The 20,244-nt window shown below is 34.0% G+C and carries 13 protein-coding genes; 7 read left to right on the top strand and 6 right to left on the bottom strand.

What is annotated here, in order from left to right:
- The first annotated feature begins 167 nt into the window (after nt 1-167).
- Nucleotides 168-2,624: a CHAT domain-containing protein gene (locus D5R40_RS11770; protein WP_124145057.1), complete on the top strand. Its 2,457-nt coding sequence runs from the start codon at nt 168-170 to the stop codon at nt 2,622-2,624.
- A gap of 721 nt (nt 2,625-3,345) precedes the next feature.
- On the opposite strand, the gene D5R40_RS11765 is transcribed toward D5R40_RS11770, so the two are convergent.
- Nucleotides 3,346-4,014, bottom strand: coding sequence for a glutathione S-transferase family protein (locus tag D5R40_RS11765; RefSeq protein ID WP_124145058.1), 669 nt, complete (start codon nt 4,012-4,014; stop codon nt 3,346-3,348).
- A gap of 540 nt (nt 4,015-4,554) precedes the next feature.
- Here D5R40_RS11765 and D5R40_RS35095 point away from each other — a divergent pair.
- The 4 genes from D5R40_RS35095 to D5R40_RS11750 all read left to right on the top strand — a co-directional run bounded on the left by D5R40_RS35095 (nt 4,555) and on the right by D5R40_RS11750 (nt 11,824).
- Nucleotides 4,555-4,719 (top strand): hypothetical protein, encoded by a 165-nt coding sequence (locus D5R40_RS35095; protein ID WP_161564528.1) that lies wholly within the window; start codon nt 4,555-4,557, stop codon nt 4,717-4,719.
- Nucleotides 4,720-5,114: 395 nt separating this feature from the next.
- On the top strand, nt 5,115-9,494 hold the full coding sequence (locus D5R40_RS11760; RefSeq protein WP_161564981.1) for a phytase: 4,380 nt from the start codon (nt 5,115-5,117) through the stop codon (nt 9,492-9,494).
- A 375-nt stretch (nt 9,495-9,869) separates the two neighbouring features.
- The gene (locus tag D5R40_RS11755) at nt 9,870-11,168 is read left to right on the top strand and encodes an AAA family ATPase (RefSeq protein ID WP_124154683.1); all 1,299 of its coding nucleotides are present in this window, start codon (nt 9,870-9,872) and stop codon (nt 11,166-11,168) included.
- The gene (locus tag D5R40_RS11750) at nt 11,165-11,824 is read left to right on the top strand and encodes a retron system putative HNH endonuclease (protein ID WP_124154682.1); all 660 of its coding nucleotides are present in this window, start codon (nt 11,165-11,167) and stop codon (nt 11,822-11,824) included. The genes D5R40_RS11755 and D5R40_RS11750 overlap by 4 nt, the downstream gene beginning before the upstream one ends.
- Before the next feature lie 325 nt (nt 11,825-12,149).
- On the opposite strand, the gene D5R40_RS35090 is transcribed toward D5R40_RS11750, so the two are convergent.
- The gene (locus D5R40_RS35090) at nt 12,150-12,308 is read right to left on the bottom strand and encodes a hypothetical protein (protein ID WP_161564980.1); all 159 of its coding nucleotides are present in this window, start codon (nt 12,306-12,308) and stop codon (nt 12,150-12,152) included.
- 23 nt (nt 12,309-12,331) lie between these two features.
- Between D5R40_RS35090 and purN the strand changes: the two genes are divergently transcribed.
- Nucleotides 12,332-12,994: a phosphoribosylglycinamide formyltransferase gene (gene purN, locus D5R40_RS11745; protein ID WP_124154681.1), complete on the top strand. Its 663-nt coding sequence runs from the start codon at nt 12,332-12,334 to the stop codon at nt 12,992-12,994.
- A 71-nt stretch (nt 12,995-13,065) separates the two neighbouring features.
- Here the strand turns inward: purN and D5R40_RS35085 are convergent, their stop codons facing one another.
- From D5R40_RS35085 to D5R40_RS11725, 4 genes are all read right to left on the bottom strand, one after another.
- Nucleotides 13,066-13,302, bottom strand: a complete 237-nt coding sequence (locus D5R40_RS35085; protein WP_124154680.1) for a hypothetical protein — start codon at nt 13,300-13,302, stop codon at nt 13,066-13,068.
- Between the two features lie 20 nt (nt 13,303-13,322).
- A complete protein-coding gene (gene galT, locus D5R40_RS11735; RefSeq protein WP_339379557.1) occupies nt 13,323-14,336 on the bottom strand; it encodes a galactose-1-phosphate uridylyltransferase in 1,014 nt (337 codons plus the stop codon).
- 310 nt (nt 14,337-14,646) lie between these two features.
- The gene (locus D5R40_RS11730; RefSeq protein WP_124145061.1) at nt 14,647-15,627 is read right to left on the bottom strand and encodes a pentapeptide repeat-containing protein; all 981 of its coding nucleotides are present in this window, start codon (nt 15,625-15,627) and stop codon (nt 14,647-14,649) included.
- A gap of 713 nt (nt 15,628-16,340) precedes the next feature.
- Entirely contained in the window at nt 16,341-19,070 is a 2,730-nt protein-coding gene (locus D5R40_RS11725; RefSeq protein WP_124154678.1) for an AAA-like domain-containing protein, read from the bottom strand.
- 258 nt (nt 19,071-19,328) lie between these two features.
- Here D5R40_RS11725 and D5R40_RS40950 point away from each other — a divergent pair, with 258 nt between their 5' ends.
- Nucleotides 19,329-19,451, top strand: coding sequence for a hypothetical protein (locus D5R40_RS40950; protein WP_275670378.1), 123 nt, complete (start codon nt 19,329-19,331; stop codon nt 19,449-19,451).
- Nucleotides 19,452-20,244 lie beyond the last annotated feature (793 nt).

Below are 20,244 nucleotides of genomic sequence, written 5' to 3'. Positions count from 1 at the left end.
CAAATCATATTGCTATAGTTAAGAAAGAATTGGTTAGGACTTATGCGGATGATAAATCTTAGACTAGGAAATGTTTTTCTAACTGCTCCCTGTTCCCTGCTATAGTTGAATGCTGAATGCTTACCTTATAGTTATACATAATACACATAAAAAATATAGTTGAAAAAATGATAAATTGGAAATATTTCAGATTAATTATATCTACTGCATGTTTATTAATTATTATTCCATCTATACCAGTCGATAAAAATTTTAATCTAAATTCAAAAGCACAAGCACAAGTTAAGACAAATTCTGTTAGTCCTATTTTACAGAACAATCAAAAAATTGAAATACAGCAACAAGAAAAGCAAGTTCAATCAGAATTTTACAACGATCAACTTGATGAAAATTTGGAACAATTACAAGAAAAATTAGAAAAATTAACTCCAGAAGACGATCGCTTTGAGATTATTCATACTTTGAAGAAAATTGCTATTGCTTATGATGCTCAAGGTAAGTATTTCAAAGCCTTAGAATATTATCAAAAAGCTTTAAAAAATGCTAAAAAAAATCAGGATAGTGAAAATATTATTGCTATTTTAAATAAGATTGGTGTGGTGTATTCCCAGTTAGGTTTGTATGAGCAAGCTATCGATTATTATAAACAAGTTTTAAAGAAAAATCCTCCAGAAAAAAACAATATATTCAGTAATATTGGAGCAATTTATCGCCACTTAAAAAAATATTCTCAAGCCTTAGAATACCTTCGACAAGCTTTAAAAAATTATCAAGAAAATCAAGACAATCTTGGTACAGCTCAAACCCTTAATCATATAGGTGTAATTTATCGAGAGCAAGAGAAATACTCTCAAGCATTAGAGAATCATAAACAAGCATTAGCTATTCAAGAAGAAGAAGGCGATCAAGAAGGTAAAGCAGTTACTTTTCATAATATTGGTAAAGTTTATCAAGATCTAAATAAGTATTCGGAATCCCTAAAATTTTTAAATCATAGTTTAATTATAGATAGACAACTTGATAACAAAGGAAAAGAAGGAATTCATCTTGCTAATCTAGGTAAATTATTAGAAACAAAAAATCAGACTGAATTAGCAATAATTTTCTATAAACAATCAGTTAATATTACAGAAAGTATCAGGAAAAATTTAAAAGTTTTACCAGCAGAAGAGCAAGAGGCTGATGTAGAAAGTGTTGCTGAAACATATCGTACTTTAGCTGAATTATTACTACAAAAAAAACGCGCACTCGAAGCACATCAAATTATAGACTTACTCAAAGTCCAAGAAATATTTGAGCAGATGGGTAGTTTACAGATTGACAACCATAAATATAGTGAATTGCCATTACTAGAATCAGAAGAACTCTTTTGGAAAAAATATAGTCAGCTCATAGAAGCAGCAAGTGATACGAAAAACCAAAATCAACTAGAGGAAAAATTACTAGAAATTATTGAATTTTTTGATAGTGAAGAAGTGAAATCTATTGTATCAGAATTAAAAGAAAATGCTGAAAATCAAAAACTAAGTTCAGATATAGTATTTTCTTTACAACTTGAACTAAAAAAACATCAAAATAAAAATACAGTAGTATTATATCCATTAGTTTTAGAAGACCGACTAGAATTAATATTAGTAAGTTCAAATTATCCCCCGGTGCATCGTACTGTGTCGGTAAAACGAGAAGAATTTAATCAAGCTATCTTTGAATTAAGAGTAAGATTAATCAATAGAAATAATTCTCAATCATTACCTAACGAAAATAATAATCAATCTGAAAAAAGAATTATGCTGGCAGGATTTAAACTCTACAATTGGTTAATTAAACCTCTAGAGAAAGAGCTAAGACTTACTAAAGCTAAAACTATTATTTATGCACCAGATGGACAATTACGTTATATTCCTTTAGCAGCTTTATATGATGGTAGAAAATGGCTAGTAGAAAGGTTTGAAATTAATAATATTACTGCTGCAAGTTTAATGGATTTAGAGCCTAGGGAAAATTTTCAACCAGTCATTTTGGCAGGTGCTTTAACTGAAGGTAGTTATCAATTTCAGGTAGGTAGACGAAGATTTGAATTTGAAGGATTACCTTTTGCGGGAGTAGAAGTAGAGAATATAGAGCAGATATTTCCTGAAACTAATAAATTATTAGGAAATGAATTTACTAAAGAAGCTATGGAATTAAATATGGATAGCCATAATATTGTACATTTTGCCACTCATTCTGCCTTTGTCAATGGTCATCCAGAAGAATCTTTTATCTTATTTGGAGATGGCGATCGCGCTACATTAGGAGATGTGAAATATTGGAATTTAAAGGATGTAGAATTAGTGGTATTGAGTGCTTGTCAAACTGCTCTGGGAAAAGATATAGGAAATGGTCAAGAAATACTCGGTTTTGGTTATCGAGTGCAAGAAGCTGGTGCAGCAGCAACATTAGCAACTTTATGGTTAGTTGATGACCAAGCTACTCATGAATTTATGAATTATTTTTATGTAGCTTTGAATAAAGGAGTAAGTAAGGTAGAATCGCTAAGAGAAGCACAAGTTAATATGATTAATAGTGAGTATAATCATCCTTATTATTGGGCACCATTTATTTTAATTGGTAATGGTTTTTGAGAGGGAAGAAGTAAGAATTCAGGGATCAGCTTTATTACCTTTTGTAGACAATTTAAGCTTGCTGTTCTTATGCTTCAATATGGGTTTTATATTTACAGGATAGTAAGCATTCAGCCGTCAGCTATCAGCCATAAGCTATTGCTTTTCGTTTACGATAAAAGCTTTATTAATTGTCTGACTACAAAAAGTTAGCTCCCTTGTCCTTAAAGTCTATATTAATTTAAACACTGTCCTTAAGAAGAGAATATTGTTGCTGAAGTGCGCAGTTCCTCCGCAGGAGGCTAGCTGACAGCTAATAGCTGAATGCTTACACAGTATGTATTTAAGAGTTCATCAATTGATAATGGATAATGAATAATTGATAATTAGGGCTTGCTGAAAAAGTCTTATGGTGATGATAGGCAACAGGGAACAGCTCATCTGGCAACAGTTTAGACTATCTGCTACGGCAAAATTTTTGGCATTTTCAGGTAAAAATATTAGCTTTTTGAGGCTAATTGAGCCAAAAACTATGTACTTTTTCAATACCTAAAAAGGCTAAAACCTTTATCTGGTAATTATTTTATCTTTAATCAGCAAGCCCTAATTACCTCTGGTTAAAACCGAGAGCATTGAATATAAGGAAAAATGCTAAAAGCTTTATCTGTCAATGATTTTAGATTTAATCAGCAAGTCCTAATTATTCATTATTAATTATTCATTATTCATTGTTGTTTCTGCTTCAACGCCAGTCAGGAGGATAGAGACTATCAACATTAGGCATTTCATCAATCTTTTGTAGCAAATCTCCTAATTTTGGATATTTTTTCTCTATAGGTAAGATGTCTATGTTTAATTTACTTACATCTTCCTGAACTGCTAATTTTTCGACAAATTTAAAAATAGGATAAATAGCAATATCCGCAGCAGATAATCGATTGCCTGCCAACCAATTTTTATCTGCTAAAACCTCATCATTGAGTATGGTAAATTCTTCTTTTAATTTCTGGAAATTTTCAACAACTTCCTTTTCTTTCTCTGCTAAACCTCCAAAGAAAATTGGAGGGATAAGCTGAAGTAAAGAGGGCACAATTATATTTTCAATTTCACATACCTGTTGCCAAATTATTGCTTTCTCTTGGCTAGTATTGCCAAAAAGTTGCCACTCAGGATAGAGAGAATCTAAATACACTAAAATTGCTATAGATTCACGCACAAATAATTCCCCATGTTTTAGTAATGGCACTTTACCACGAGGATTTAAAGCTAGATAATCGGGTTGTTTATGTTCTCCTGTTGATGGGTCTAAATAATGAGAGACATAATCAACATTATGAATTACTAAGGCCAGGTGTACTCGCCAAGCAAAAAGACTACCTTGAAAGCAAAAAAGTTCTATTGTTGGATTCATTTTCTTGAATATTATTCCTCATTTTAACGAAGTCAGAAGTTGTTTTTGTAACTGAGATTTGAGCAAGTCTCCAAAAACATTTTGCCAATCAAGGCGGGGTTTTTAGACCCAGTTATTTTGATAAAGAATAAATTATGGCAAAAATTCAGCCTAGTATAACCAAATTAACTCGAACATATCCTTTAATTGAGATAATGTCAAGAGCCAGTATTTATAAATTAGCGATATTCAGCAGAAAAGAGGGAGTAGGTAGTAGGCAGTAGGGGAAATAATTGATAATTTCTGTGTGAATGATGACGAGCGCGTTCAAGGAAAAGCTAAAAGTAATATCATGTCCGGTTGAACAGTTATAAATAACGACGGAGGAGTCAGAACTCAGGAGTCAGGAGGAAAAACAAATTTTGTACCTTACCAGTATAGGAATTGCTATATCAAATTAAACTTTAACCCAAATCTTTTCCTACGATTTAAGTATTTAATACCAAATTCAAAAAAGGTAGTTACATCTTAGTTTGTGATTTATTCCTACAATAAAAAAATATGGCGTTGCTGAATAGCGTGTATGATATTAACCTTAATTACTTAGGAGTCAGGAGTCAGGAGTCAGGAGTCAGGAGGGAAGAAAGAAGAAGAAAGAGGAATAGAAGGAGAGGCGTTGCATATTTGTGGGATGAATTGTATGCTTGGACAAAAAAGAAGTATTAAGGATGAAATTTACCTGTTTAAAAAATATTCATCCCTTGATTCAGCAACGCCAAAAATATAAATCCCATAAATTCTAACAATTCAACCTTTTTTCCTCTTTAATATTTCTGTTTTTTTTCCCTCCATACCTATTCCCTATTCCCTGTTCCCTGTGCCGTGACTGTAGCAATATTTTATGAAATTGGTGTCAGGAGTTAGAGCAAAACTACAGACAAGTATTTTATTATAATTAATTGAATCACCACAATCAAAAATACAGTCAACTATCTAGATTGAAAATTTTTTACACTATACCAATAAACAACACTTAACCTAAACATAAACAAAACTTAAATTAGAACCTATAAAATCCCATTACGGTTATGAGTCTAATTAATTTCAAGGGTTTCTAGTTTATGCCAAATCCAATCCGCTTTGCCACCTTCAACGCATCTCTAAACCGCAACGAAGAAGGTCAATTAATCACAGATATTTCTACAGAACAAAACGAACAAGGAAAGACAGTAGCAAAAATTATTCAAAGAGTCAATCCTGATGTTTTATTAGTTAATGAATTTGACTTTGACTCAGAAGGAACTGCTGCCCAATTATTCCGAGATAACTATTTAGAAGTAAGTCAAAATGGAGTAAATCCTGTAGAATATCCTTTCGTATATTTTGATCCTTCTAATACAGGTATTTCTTCTGGTTTTGACCTAGATAATAATGAGGAAATAGTCACAACACCGGGTGAATTTGGTTATGGGAATGATGCTTTTGGTTTTGGCAATTTTCCCGGTCAATTCGGAATGGTTTTATATTCAAAATATCCTATTGTTGAAGAGGAAGTAAGAACTTTTCAAAACTTTCTCTGGAAAGATATGCCAGGTGCATTATTACCGGATAATCTGGATACACCGGAACCTAATGATTGGTATTCGGAGGAAGAATTAGAGGTATTTCGTCTTTCTTCTAAGAGTCATTGGGATGTGCCGATAAATGTGAATGGGGAAATAATTCATGTTTTAGTTAGTCATCCTACTCCACCAGTTTTTGATGGGGAGGAAGATAGAAATGGCAGAAGAAATCACGATGAAATTCGGTTTTGGGCAGATTATGTTACTCCTGGAGAAGGAGATTATATTTATGATGATGCCGGAAATTTTGGTGGTTTAGCAGCTGGTAATTCTTTTGTTATTATGGGAGACCAAAATGCTGACCCAGTTGATGGAGATAGTTTCAATAATGCTATTAATCAATTATTAGAAAATCCTCTGGTGAATACTTCAGTAACTCCTGGTAGTAATGGGGGAATTGATGCTACAAACCGTCAAGGGGAAGAAAGTGCAAATCATGGAGGCAACCCTGCTTTTGATACGGCAGATTTTAATGATGCGCCTGGTACTTCTGGAAATTTACGAGTTGATTATGTTTTGCCTTCAATAGACCAAGAAATAGTTGATGCTGCTGTTTTTTGGCCGGAGGAAAATGACTCTTTATTTGACTTAGTGGGAGACTTTCCTTTTCCTAGTTCAGACCATCGTTTGGTTTGGGCAGATGTGACTAATGAAAATCGTAAAACTGTCACAAATATTGAGTTTATTGGGGGGGTAGAATTTGAGACTGGGTTGGATTTTCAAGGTACAGAAGTAGGTGGTATTTCTGGTATTAGTTATGATAAAGGTTCGGGAATTTATTATGCTATTTCTGATGACCGGAGTCAGAATAATGATGCCCGTTTTTATACTGTTGATATTGATTGGAGTGATGGGAGTCTTGATGATGGAGATGTTGAATTTATAGATTTTACTACTCTATTAAATAATAATGGAGTACCATTTCCTGAAAATGGTGTTGACCCGGAAGGAATTGCTTTTAATGGTGAGAATTTATTCATATCTTCGGAAGGAAATGTTAATGAGGGTATCGACCCATTTGTTAATCAATTTTCTTTAGGAGGAGAACAATTAAATGAGTTGACAATTCCAGATAAATTTTTACCTAATAATGATGGTACTCAAGGCATCAGAAATAATCAGGCATTTGAGAGTTTAACAATTACTCCTGACAAACGTTTTCTCTACACAGCAACAGAAAGTGCTTTAGTACAAGATGGCGAACGTCCTACTCTGGAAAATGACAGTGCTTCTCGGATTATTAAATATGATTTAGAAACTGGGGAAGCTATTAAAGAATTTCTCTATTTTGTTGACCCTATTCCTGTTGCTCCAGACCCAGAAGATGGTTTTGCTGATAATGGCTTAGTTGAATTACTTGCCCTTGATAATAGCGATACTTTATTAGCTTTGGAAAGGTCTTTTGCTGTTGGAGTTGGTAATAATATCCGTCTCTACGAAGTTCAGTTACAAAATACAACTAATATCCAAGATTTTGACGGTTTAATTAATCCAGATGACCCCGATGGAGCGTTATTTGATGTTGATGCTGTAGCAGAAAAACGACTATTACTAGATTTTGCAGATTTAGGCATTACTTTAGATAATGATGAGGGGATGACATTCGGACCTGTTTTGCCAGATGGGTCCCAATCTTTAGTGGTAGTTAGTGATAATAATTTTAATGATGTAACTCCTCAAGTTACTCAATTTTTAGGTTTCTCCCTAGATATTGATAGTATTCCTGCTGTTTCTCCTACTGTTGAAACTCCAGACACGAACAGAATTGAAACAGGTATTGATTCAGATGATCCAGCAATTTATGTTCATCCTAATAACCCCAACCAAAGTTTAGTTATTAGTACATTAAAAGATGCTGGTTTAGAAGTTTACGATTTAAACGGTGAAGTTTTACAAGAAATTTCTCCTGATACTCCTGGGGATATTCGTTATAACAATGTCGATATTGTTTATAACTTCCAAATAGGAGATAAAACGGTTGACTTGGCAGTAGCAACTGACCGAGAAAATGATACTTTAGCAATTTGGAGTATTGACCCTCAAACTCGTCAACTTACTAATATTACTGCTGCTAATCTTAGCGACCCCGCAGCTTCAATTTTTGGCATAGATGATGGGGAACAAACAGCTTATGGTTTAGCAACTTATACTAATCCTAATACTGGGGAAACTTACGCTTATGTTAGTCAGCGAGATGGCGACCAAATTGCTCAATTAGAGTTAACAAGTAACGAAGATGGAACGGTAAGTGCCACAGAAGTTCGTCGTCTAGATGTACCTATTCCAGAAGGTGGAGAACTGGATGATGCTCAAGTTGAAGGAATGGTAGTAGACCAAGAATTAGGATTCCTTTATGCTGGTCAAGAAAACTTCGGAATTTGGAAATTTGATGCAGAAGTTGATGGTAGTAATGAAAGAACTTTAGTTGATGAAGTTGGTGAAAATATTGAAGCGGATGTAGAAGGTTTAACTATTTATTATGCTGAGAATGGTAATGGTTATTTACTAGCTTCTAGTCAGGGAGATAATACTTTTGCTGTTTATGAACGGGAAGGAGATAATGAATATATTGGTAACTTCTTTGTAGGAGATTTTGCCAATATTGATGGAGCGGAAGAATCTGATGGTGCAGATGTAATTAACGTACCTTTAGGTAACAATTTCCCCAACGGTTTATTAGTAATTCAAGACGGAGCAAATGAACCAGAAGCAGTTCTACAAGATCCAGAAGATGGAGAAATTCAAAACTTCAATACCAACTTTAAATTTATCCCCTGGGAAAATGTTGCTAATGCTTTTGAAGAACCTCTGGAAATTGACAGTTTCAGTTATAACCCTCGGCAAATAAATGTCAATATCCCGACAGTAAGTATTAACGTTGAACCGGAAACTGTTAGTGAAAACGCAGGTCAATATACCCTAACTTTCAATTTAAGTGAAGCTGCTCCAGCAGGAGGTTTACAGGTAATTTGGTCAGAAACAGATGCTGATGATGCTTTTGGCGATATTGAATTTCCTCCTGAGTTAACCAATGCTTCTAACCTAGAACAACTCCAAGCAGCAGGGGATGAACTCTCACGTTCCGCTATTACTGTTGACGAAGGGGCAACTACGGCAACAGTTACCTGGACAACTATTCCGGATGAGGAGTCGGAAGGAGAAGAAACTACAACTATTGAGTTGATAGAAACAGAAGACTATGTAGTTGATGCAGAAAACCAAGTTGCTCAAGTCACTATTGTTGATGCAGTTGCTCAAGAAATTTTTGGTACTCCAGAAGATGAACCTCTCAACGGCAACTTTGGAGATGATACCATCACAGGTCTAGCAGGAGATGACACTCTTGTTGGTGGTGGTGGTGACGACTCAATTATTGGCAGTCGTGGTAATGATTCCCTCTATGGTCAGGATGGCGATGATGTTTTAGAAGGTCGTCTTGGTTTTGACCATCTCTTTGGAGGGGATGGGGACGATGAGATGAATGGTGGTCAAGGACGCGATCGCCTCAATGGTGGAAGTGGAAACGACACTCTATCTGGTGGTGCTAGTATTGACCGTTTTATCTTTGCCACAAATCAGGAATTTGATGCTGATGATATTGGTGTGGATGAAATTACTGATTTTGTTGTCGGTCAAGATAAAATTCTGTTGGATCGAACTACATTTACTGCCATTAACAGTATCGCAACAGAATTTACCACTGTTACCAGTAATAATGCTGCTGCAACTTCTGAAGCAGTTATTGTTTACAACAGTAATAATGGTGCTTTATTCTACAACCCTAATGGTAATGCTGGTGGTTTTGGTGATGGCGCTCAGTTCGCCACTTTGAGTAATGGAGCATTGCTTGAAGTTGAAGACTTTATTATTAGAGGGTAATATACCCCCCTGCTGCCTTTGAAAGGGGGGAGAAGTAGGGTATCTTAGCGGAGTGTAACGCACCGAAATATTAAGGATAGGCAGTGCATTACATTTCATTAATACGCCCTACTGGAGTTATGTTATAGTATTTGCTTGTAGGAGTTTGGTTTTCAAATCTCATTTGGGTTTGGGGACTGAATGCCTACAATTTTTTTTTCACGAATTATTTCTGATATAGAATCTGGTGTGCGATTCGTCATTGCGACGATAGGAAAAAATCTCAAGGTTTTAGGAGATTGCTTCCTTCCACGGAGTGACCGTCGCAATGACTTGGATATACTAATTATCTGAATTTTATATGATGACTATATGAAAACTTCTATTTTATAACTGATGAAAATTAAACGTTTAGAAATTAATTGTTTTAGAGGAATAAAGAATTTAACTATTGATTTTGTTACTACAGAACCTACTGTATTTATTGGAATTAATGGAGTAGGGAAATCTAGTATTTTAGATTGTATAGCAATTCTCTTTTCTTGGCTTTTATCTAGAATTCAGTATGAACCAAAAAGGACAATACAGGATTTAGCTTTAGATGATTTTATAGATAAATCAAAAGGAAGACGTTTTAGCGAAGAGGATATTAAAAATGGATATGAAACAACTGACTGTGAAATTATCTTTTCAATTGATGGTTTAGAAAATCAAATAGGTTTAGCTCAAAACAACGGTGGAGGTTGGGGAATATCTATAAAATCACCATCAATAGTAGATGATATTCGTACTAAATTGAAAAATAATTCTCAACTTGATATTCCTCTAATTGTTTACTATCCTGTTAATCGTTCTGTACTTAGTGTACCTTTAGAAATTGAAGTTGAAGACTACTCTTTCAAACAAGTTGATGGTTATGAACAAGCACTTGATGGAATACAAATTAATTTTGATAGCTTTTTCAAATGGTTTAGAGTAATAGAAGAAACCGAAAATGAAGAACTTCGAGATGATATAAAATATCGCGATCGCCAACTTGAAGCAGTCAGAAAATCTATCTATTCTATATTAGGAAAAAATGACTTTTCTGATATTAGAGTCCGTCGCAAACCTTACCCAAGAATGACAATAAAAAAACAAGACCAAGAACTTGATATTCAACAACTATCTGATGGAGAAAAAAGCTTATTAACATTAGTAGGTGACTTAGCCAGACGTTTAGCAATAGCTAATCCAAGTTTAGGCGATCCCTTAAAAGCAAATAGTGTGGTATTAATAGATGAAATTGAACAACATTTACATCCTGCTTGGCAGCGTGAAGTAATTCCTAAACTAACAGAAACATTTCCTAACTGTCAATTTATTATTACTACTCATTCCCCACAAGTTATCAGTCAAATCAAACCGAATAGCGTTTATATTTTAGAAAAAATAGATGATAATATTGTTGTCAAACATCCTTCTAGTTCGTTCGGTAGAGATAGTAATCGTATTTTAGAAGACTTGATGAAAGTTTCCGAACGTCCACAACAAATCAAGGAAAAATTGATGGAATTATTTCGATTAATAGATAGTGGAAATCTTGAGTCAGCTAGACAACTACGGCTAGAAATTGAGAAAGAAATAGGTACTGATGAACCAGAATTTGTCAGAGCAGATATATTGATGCGTCGGCGGGAGATTTTGAATAAGTGAAGTATATAAAAAAGGGTGATGAACCTGAAGATTTAGCAAAATTTAAAGCGTCTGCCAATGAAGATTGGCAACCTACTTATAATGATTTAAGGAGCAAAGAAAAAACTAATATTCATCAAAAATTACTTGAGGAACAGGGTTATATTTGTTGTTACTGTGGCATGGAAATTGATAAGGAAAATAGTCATATAGAACACCTCAAACCCCGTAGCATTTTTTCAGAAGAGCAGCTAAATTATAATAATTTATTAGCATCGTGCCAACGTGAAAGAGAAAAAAAAGAACCTCCCCATTGTGGTGTCAAAAAAGCAGATTGGTATGAAGAAAAGTTGATGGTTTCCCCTTTAGAACCTAACTGTGGTGATTTTTTTCGCTATACTGGTTCTGGAGAAATTTTACCCACTAATGTTTTAGATAAAAAAGAAAAAGAAATTGCTCTGAAAACAATTGATAAATTAGGATTAGATATTGATAAGTTGAATGCAATGCGTAAAGCAGCAATTGATGGTATATTAGAAGTTGTAGAAAATCTTGAAAAATCAGAATTCAAGGAATTACTAGATAGTTTTGATAAATTGGATAATCAAGGTAAGTACATCCCTTTTTGTCCAGTAATTACTTACATTATTCAAGAATATTTTCTTGGAGAAAAATGAACTGAAATTTTAAGAATTTAGGGCATCTTGAAAGAAGTGATCGCTCCAGTTTTACAAGACTTTTCAGATTGATAAACCATTATACCTCCAATATGATTTGGGAGTTGTTTGATATAGCGCTGTGCGCAGGCAACAGGAGGAATAAATTGCTGATAATATAAGACTTTTAGCTATTGGACAGTTCCTGTCATTTGTAAATATTGTATCGCAGGAAAGCGGGGAGTAGGGGAGATGGGGAGTGCCAAGTATTCCTCTTTGCTGTAAACATTACGGGAGTAGCAGTTATTCCTCTTCTCTCTTTCTTCTTCCTTCTCGGCCATGTTTGTTACGAGAACAGTGGGAGCATCTTGCTCCCGTGCCAGATATTCCTCTTTGCTGTAAACATTACGGGAGCAGCAGTTATTACTTCTTCCTTTTTCCTTCTTCCTTCTTCCTTCTTACTTCTTCCCTCTTCCTTCTTCCTTCTGCTATATAATCTAAACAATTCCCACTATTTAACTTGCAAAAATGACAACTGAATCTCAACAACTTAATTCTAATTCTTTTCTAATTTCTCCAGCTATTCCTGAGAATTTTTCGGCAAAAAATTCTCCTTTGAAATTAGGAATTCTCGCCTCTGGGAATGGTAGTAATTTTGAGGCTATTATGGAGGCAATAAATAATCAAAAATTAAATGCTCAAGTTCAGGTAATGATTTATAATAATCCTGGAGCAAAGGTTAAAACAAGAGCAGAAAAATGGGGCGTGCCGACAATATTATTAAATCATCGAGAATACAAAAATAGAGAAAAATTTGACGGCAAAATTGTTGAAACTCTACAAGAATATGATGTAGAGTGGGTAATTATGGCGGGTTGGATGCGAATTGTTACTAAGGTTTTAATAGATGCTTTTCCTAATCAAGTTATCAATATTCATCCCAGTTTATTACCTAGTTTTCGAGGTATTAAAGCTATCGAACAAGCATTAGAAGCTGGAGTAAAAATAACTGGTTGTACGGTACATTTAGTAGATGTAGAAGTAGATAATGGTCCAATTTTAATGCAGGCGGCTGTACCAATTTTGCCTGACGATACACCAGAAACTTTGCACGAAAGAATTCAAATACAAGAACATCAAATTATTGTGGGAGCTATTGCTCTTGCTGCATCCCAAAAAGAGGTTTTATAGCAAATAAATAGTTGTTTAAGGCATAAAATAATGATCAATTTGAAACACAGAAATGTTTTTCCTACTATTCCCTATTCCCTGCTATTAAGTAGGGATTGCTGATTAAATCTCAAAGAATTGACGGATGAAGGTTTTAGCCTTTTTGGATCGAAAAAAGTGCTAGCTTTTTGGTCTAAAAAGTTCAAAAAATTAGTATTGAGGGCAGACAAAGGCAGAAAAATCAAGGGACAACTCTTCTTCCTACCTCCTCTATAATTCCCATTTATCCTGACTCCTGACTCCTGACTCCTGACTCCTACCTTTACCATGCATACTTTTTCAGCAAACCCTAAGTAGCAGTTAAAAATTCTGCATCTAGTTCTGGAAGGGAGGGATTAATTCTAATACCAGAAGCAATTTCAAAACCTGCCGGTGTGGTAAGTCGAGGTTCAATTAAACAATACCAATGTACTTGTGGTTCTTCTGCTTTATAACGAGCAGCAGTGTTAATTACATAATTATAATCTGGGTCGTTTAATTTTTCTGATAATTTGGTGAGAATATTTTTGAGAATTAATGCAAAATCTGATTTTTCTTGGTCTGAAATACTACCAAAATCACCTTGATGTTCTTTTGGCATTATCCAGATTTCAAAAGGTGCTTTAGCAGCAAAGGGAATAAAAGCTAAAAAGGATGAATTTTCCTCAATTACTCGCGTTTTATTTTGTTTTTCAAATGCTAATATTTCACAGTATAAACAGCGCCCAAATTCATCATAATATCTTTGAGCTTCTTCTTCTTGCCAGCGTCGATGTTGGGGAACAATGCTAGTAGCAATAATTTGAGAATGGGGATGACGTAAAGAAGCACCTGCTTTTTTACCATGATTTCTAAATATAATTACCATCATACTTTCATCTATTTCCATAAGTTCGATGTAACGTTGATGGTAAGTATCAATTATAATCTCTACTTCTTGGATAGACATTGTAGGAATATCTTTGCTATGGTCGGCATTTTCAATAATTACTTCATGTCTACCATAACCAGGCATGGTCAGATAAATTCCTTCTAATTTTCGATCGGTATTTCCTTCAGGAGTTAAAGCGGGAAATTTATTAGGAATAACCCGTACTTGCCAGTTAGTATTTTCTGGGTTTTGTTTCTCTAATAAAATACCTCCTAGACGCTCTTCATTACCAGTACAAAAAGGGCAGTTCGGAGAGTGACTTTCTACTTGTTCTTGTACTATATTTTCTTGTTGAAAATCCTGGGGACGTTGGCCTCGGTTTGGCGCATAAATAACCCATTCTCTTGTGGTTTTGTTGAGCCGAATATGGCTTTTGTTCATATTATTTAGCAATCTTATTTGAGTTATGAGATATTATAGATTTTAGGGAACAGGGAACAGGGAACAGGGAACAGGGAGTTATGAGATATTATAGATTTTAGGGAACAGGGAACAGGGAACAGGGAATTATGAGATATTATAGATTTTAGGGAACAGGGAACAGGGAACAGGGAATAACGAATACCAAAGCAATAAAATTATCACAAATGATTTAGGACTGCTATTTTTATAGACGGAGTGGTCGGTCGTTGACTATTCATAAGCAATTTTCCCTTCTTCCTCCCCCCTTTCAAAGGGGGGCAAGGGGGGATGCCTTCTGCCTTCATTTTTCTGGTAAATTTAACTGAGAGTAAAATTCTCTAGAATATTTAGCTTGTTGCCAGTTATTAGCAGATTTAATCTGTAATGGATTCAACCCTTTTACTTTTTGTAGGTTGGTATCTTGTAGATTAGCATCGTGAAAGTTTGCTCCTTGTAAATTTGCTTCTTGTAAGTTTGCTCCTTTCAAATTTGCACTTTGAAAGTTAGCGTTTTTCAGATAACAACCTTGCAGATTTGCTCCTTTTAAATTTGCTTCTTGTAAGTCAACACCTTGAAGATTTCCTAGTATATAAGCTCCCTCCAAATTCGCTTTTTGTAAATTTGCTTCTAAGAGATTAACTCCCTCCATATCGGCATTTTTTAGATTTGCTGAACTAAAATTTGCTTTTTGAAGTTGAGTTAAAAGAAAGAAAGTATCTTGAAGATTTGCTCCCCAGAGAAAAGCTCCTTGTAATTGAGTTAATTCAAATTTACCTCCTCGAAGGTTGGCTTCTAAAAGTTTTGCTCCTTGAAGATTTGCTTCTTTAAAATCTACATCTACTAAATTAACTTGGTCTAAATTGGTTTTAGGTAAAGATAAACCTTTTAAACAAACACCTCCTTTTACAAGTTCTTCTAGCGCTTTGATTCTAGCATAGCTAATTTGTAATCCTTGGGCAGAGTCAATTACCTGCCAAGCTTGATAATGGGATTTCTTTTTTCCCCACCTAATGTAAATAACTAATGCTGTGACAATGCTAATATTTTCAATAGTTCCTAGAATTTGCGAGTCTTCAAGGGATTCTAGAAAAACTTTACCCCACTGTGTTTTTTGTTCTATGGTATTTTCAATATAAATAATTCCTAAAATTAAGAAAATAACAGTGAGTAAAATAGTAGCAATTTCTAATAAACTATAGATAAATCTCAGCGTACTTCTGAGTAATCTTGCGAATTTCCGCTGATTGCTTAGTGAGGATAAATATTTTTTGATCGAAAGCATATTTGCAGGACTATAACTAGGGTTTTATTAGGATCAAATAAATACATTTGAGGCACTTATAATCATGGTATTTTCGTTATATAAACAATAATATCTTATTCAGACAGTACATTGTCAAGAGCTGAGTTGAAGAAGGAAGAAGCCAGAAGGAAGAAGTAGATTGGGACTCAAACTCCAACCAATTGTAGACGGTGTATTAAACCCATAAAGAAAAAGATAATGATTTATCAAAATTGTCTTATACCAATTGGATTGAGAAAATTTACAAAAAAGTAGGTATGGGGAATAGGTGAGAGAGAAAAAAGGTCTGAAAAAAATGGAATAAAAAAGATTTAATTTTGACAATTGCTGCCTGGTTTAATTTAGTAAATATAGCAGTCGAAGGAAAGGGCGCAGGTATATCAAAAGCTTAAAACTCAGACAACGCAAGATTGTTCCTTCTCTCCTAGATAACTAATCGCCTAGATAACTAAACCTTTCTTTTTTCTGCTATACATTATTTATAGACTAACTACAGGATAAAATGGTGAAAATCTAGTATTTTTCAACAAATTCATAGATTTAATATCATGTCCGGTTGAATACTTATAAATAAATTAGTAGGGAGTAGGTAGTAGGGAGAAAAAAGAGATTTGCTCTGCAAGTGAAAGGATAGTTTTTTTCATAACTAATTATCAGGACATGATATAAATTTGGGATTTTATAGTTTGGCTTCACAGTCGATAGCTAAAATATTTCCGATACAATTCACATAGAGGCATGACTAAATTACCTTGAAACTTTACTAATCCCATACTGCGTAATTTGAATCCTTCTTTTGTGCCTATAGGTATAGGGTAATTTATCGTAATAATTTGTTTAATTACTGTTAATAATTCTGGATTTTCTTCAAGATTATTTAAGTGGCGGCGTAGGTGGTCACAATAGGGACTTTCTTCTGTCGGAGCGACCTGTAATAGCTTTTCTAAAGTCATTCTTCCCCGGGCAATTTGATAGAGAGCTTGACGTACTAAATAAGGATGTCCTCCTACCATTGCCATTAATTCTTTTATCTGTTCTGAAGACCATTCTAGATGATGTAATTTGACTAAATTTTCTACTTCTTCCCAGTTGAGTTCTCGTAACTCTATGGGCAAACCTACATTAAAAGGTGACTGATTAATATTTAGAGGAATATATACTTCTTTTGAATGTACAATTACTAACCTTAGTTTTTGCCAAACTGCTTCATTTTTACCACGTTCATGCCAAGTCCTGAGCAAAGCAAAAAAGGAAGTAGCAATTTCTGGATGTTGAAAAACTTGGTCTACTTCATCTAACCCTAAAACTAAAGGAGTTGAAATTTCTGATAGTAGATATCTTTGAAAATAATTTGTACATTTATTTTTACTTCCTAATACTCCTTGCCAATATTCAGACAGTTTTTCTTCTAGATTCAATTCATCAGTAATACTGGCACAAAACCATTTTAAAAATAAATCAAGATTAGTCAAAAATTCCTCATCTGCTGACTGAAAATTTAAACAAGCTTTGCAATATCCTTGCTGTTCAGCATAATTCAAAATTCTACTCATTAAAGAAGTTTTTCCCATCTGTCTAGGTGCTTTAACTCGAATCAAAGCTCCCGGATTCATAATAGTTTCATAACACTCTGACTCTATGGGCGATCGCTCTACATAAAAGGGAGAATTAAGTGCTACTTGACCAGAAGGAGTATCCAATAATAACTCTTTTTCCTTCGTCTTTTTTTGTTGTTCAGAAGTCAAGTGATTAGATTTTTCTTTCTCCCTTCTTCCTTCTTCCTTCTTCCTTCTTCCTTCTTCCTCCTTCCTTCTTTCTTCTTCAACTTGTGAATTACCTGGTAGTGTCACACCAAAATTAATAGGTGGCGAGATAATCATTGTTTTTGCTTTTTCCTGCTGAATCCTTAATTCAGTTAATTCTAATCTAACTTTCTGGAGAGACTTCTCTAAATCTTCTAGAGTCAATTTATCTCCTGATAATTGTTGATTAATTATTCCTAAAAAATCGCATTCAAAAATTTCTTTCACTATTTGATTATCGCGCATTTCTTGCATGAAATTAACAGCTACTAAGTTTAATAAACCTCCCACATCTCTTTGCAGCTTTTCTAAGTATCCATCTGGTTCATCTCCCTGGAGTAAAACCAGAATAAAACTTTGGCATAAATTCTTAATTTCATCTACAGGAGGTAAAGGAATTAACAAACAACTAATATCTTCAGGAAAATTTGTAACATATTTTGTTTGATTGATTTTTTTAAATTCACTTCTCAACTTAGATATTTTACGATTCACCCAACCCAAATTTTTTCGTTTTTGCTCAGAATGAAATGGTGAATATTGAAGTATTGTCGGAAAAGAACCTCCAATCTGATTTCTATATTCAATAGCAATTTTTTCTTGTGCCTTTAATAGCGACATACTAACAGTTTTGTAAAGCTCACAATTCACAGAAGTGCTATTTTGCTGAAGGCGGTCTACAAAAAAATCTAGACAACTTTGAAAAATACTAAAATCGCAATTTTTATGCTGACAAATCAAACCAATAGTTATCTTTAATAAAATCCAATTTAATATTCCAGAAATCGGTTCAATATTACCCTGTAATGCTCGTAAAGCTACAGCAGCATCCGAGTAACGCTGTTTCCAATTAACCCTAACCATTTTTGTTAGAAAATTAGCTAACTTTTCACTGATATTAGGAACTAATTTTTGCAAGTCTATCTCACCTAGTTCATCTTGGATAAAATTCCTGGGTGTAACTCCTGTCAAAGCTTGAATTGCAGTAATACCCACAGCATAAATATCACTAGCAAATTGTGGTCTTCCTTGTGCTTGTTCCACAGGCATATAACCAGGAGTACCTACTGCAATTGTACTACTAGATTTTCCCTGAGAATTAACTACAATATTACTTACTTCTTTAACTGCACCAAAGTCAATTAACATTAATTTTTGGTCGCGGTCTCGCCGCATAATATTCCCTGGTTTAATATCTCGATGAATTACCTCATCTTGATGTACAAAAGCTAAAACTTCTAAAATTTCTGACAAAAAATTTAGCACTTTAGCTTCATTCCAAGGCTGACTCATTTCTGTGCTTAAATCGTGACCTATTATCAGTTCTTGAACTAGATAAAAATCTTGATTATGCTCAAAATAAGCATACAAAGTAGGAATTTTATCGTATCTACTAAGTCGGTTAAGAATTTGACCTTCTTGCTCGAATAATCTTTGGACTTGTTGATGTTTAATTGTTGGTTTTAGCCGTTTAACAACACGCTGAGGTTTGGGATTTGCTGGTATATCTATATCTTCAGCAATATAAGTTTCTCCAAACCCACCCCCACAACCTAATTGTTCTACAATTTTGTAATGTTGCCTGAGAGTTTGACCAATTAAAGAATTATTTTCAGACATTTTTAGTTCACAATCTTGAAGGAAATTACTTCATCATTTACTATCTTATCATTAGCTCAAAGAGAGAAAATATATTCTGTAATATCATTTTTAAATTTAATGCTATTCATCAATTTAGAGACTGTTTGTTAAAGGAATATTAAATCCAGACGTAGTGCAGCGACACAGCTAAAAATTTAGGCCTTTATAGAACGAAGTGTTAGTGTAGTTCATCCGCAGGATAAACTCAACAAAGCTTTATAACATTACTTTTGAGAAATGGCATTATATCAAATCCGGTTAAACAGCCATAGAATGGTTAAGTTAGGAGTCCTCAGGAGTCAGGAGACAGGAGTCAGGAGGAGAAAGAATTACAAAGATGAGGGTAGTTATGACGATTGAAGATTTTTTTTATGTCCAATTAAACGGATTTGATATTAGTTATAATATAGCAGTTCCCAAGAAACGTGAGGTACAATTAAGTACGGGATCGCTAATCATAAAATCAACCCCATTACTGATGAAAGCTTGTTCTATCAACTGCGTACAAAATCAGTATAAAATCTTATGATTGTCCGGGCGTTTATATACTAAATCTAAATCTATTTTATGATTACCAATATTTTCAGATAAAATGGATAAAAAAGAAAACGAGTTACCAATAATTAAGCCAACAATTAAGGTGAGAAAGGAATTTCAAGAAAAACAAAAGAATTTGATCAGTAAAAACGCTATATAATCAATGTTTTCCCAGAAAAAGAATCAAAAAGAAAATGATTTACCAACAATTAACAATTAAGGTAAAAAAAGAAGCTCAAAAAAAACGGATGAATATGAAGAATTTTCTGGAAATTATCGGTAAAATTGCTATATTTGTGGTGATTTTACCAATTTTATTGCCTATATATGTATTCTACACTATATTAATTGTATTCTTTTTAATTCCATTTTTGATTTTTTATAGTATAATGCTGATTAAATCATATCATAAAAGATAGCATCTTTGAAAAAAGAATCTTACGAATAATAAGGGCAATTAAAATACTAGGACTTACAAATGAACGCTATTGGTAGGGTATGCTAGCGGTAGCCTAACTGAGCAACACCCTACATCTATTGTCAGTGCCTAAGTCCTGATACTTTATCATTTTCTTTGTGGGTTTAATACCCCACCGTCTACACGGTGTTCAAAATT

The sequence above is a fragment of the Okeania hirsuta genome, assembly GCF_003838195.1.
GTDB classification, from domain to species: Bacteria; Cyanobacteriota; Cyanobacteriia; order Cyanobacteriales; family Microcoleaceae; genus Okeania; species Okeania hirsuta.
This window is presented reverse-complemented; position numbering and strand designations above follow the sequence as displayed.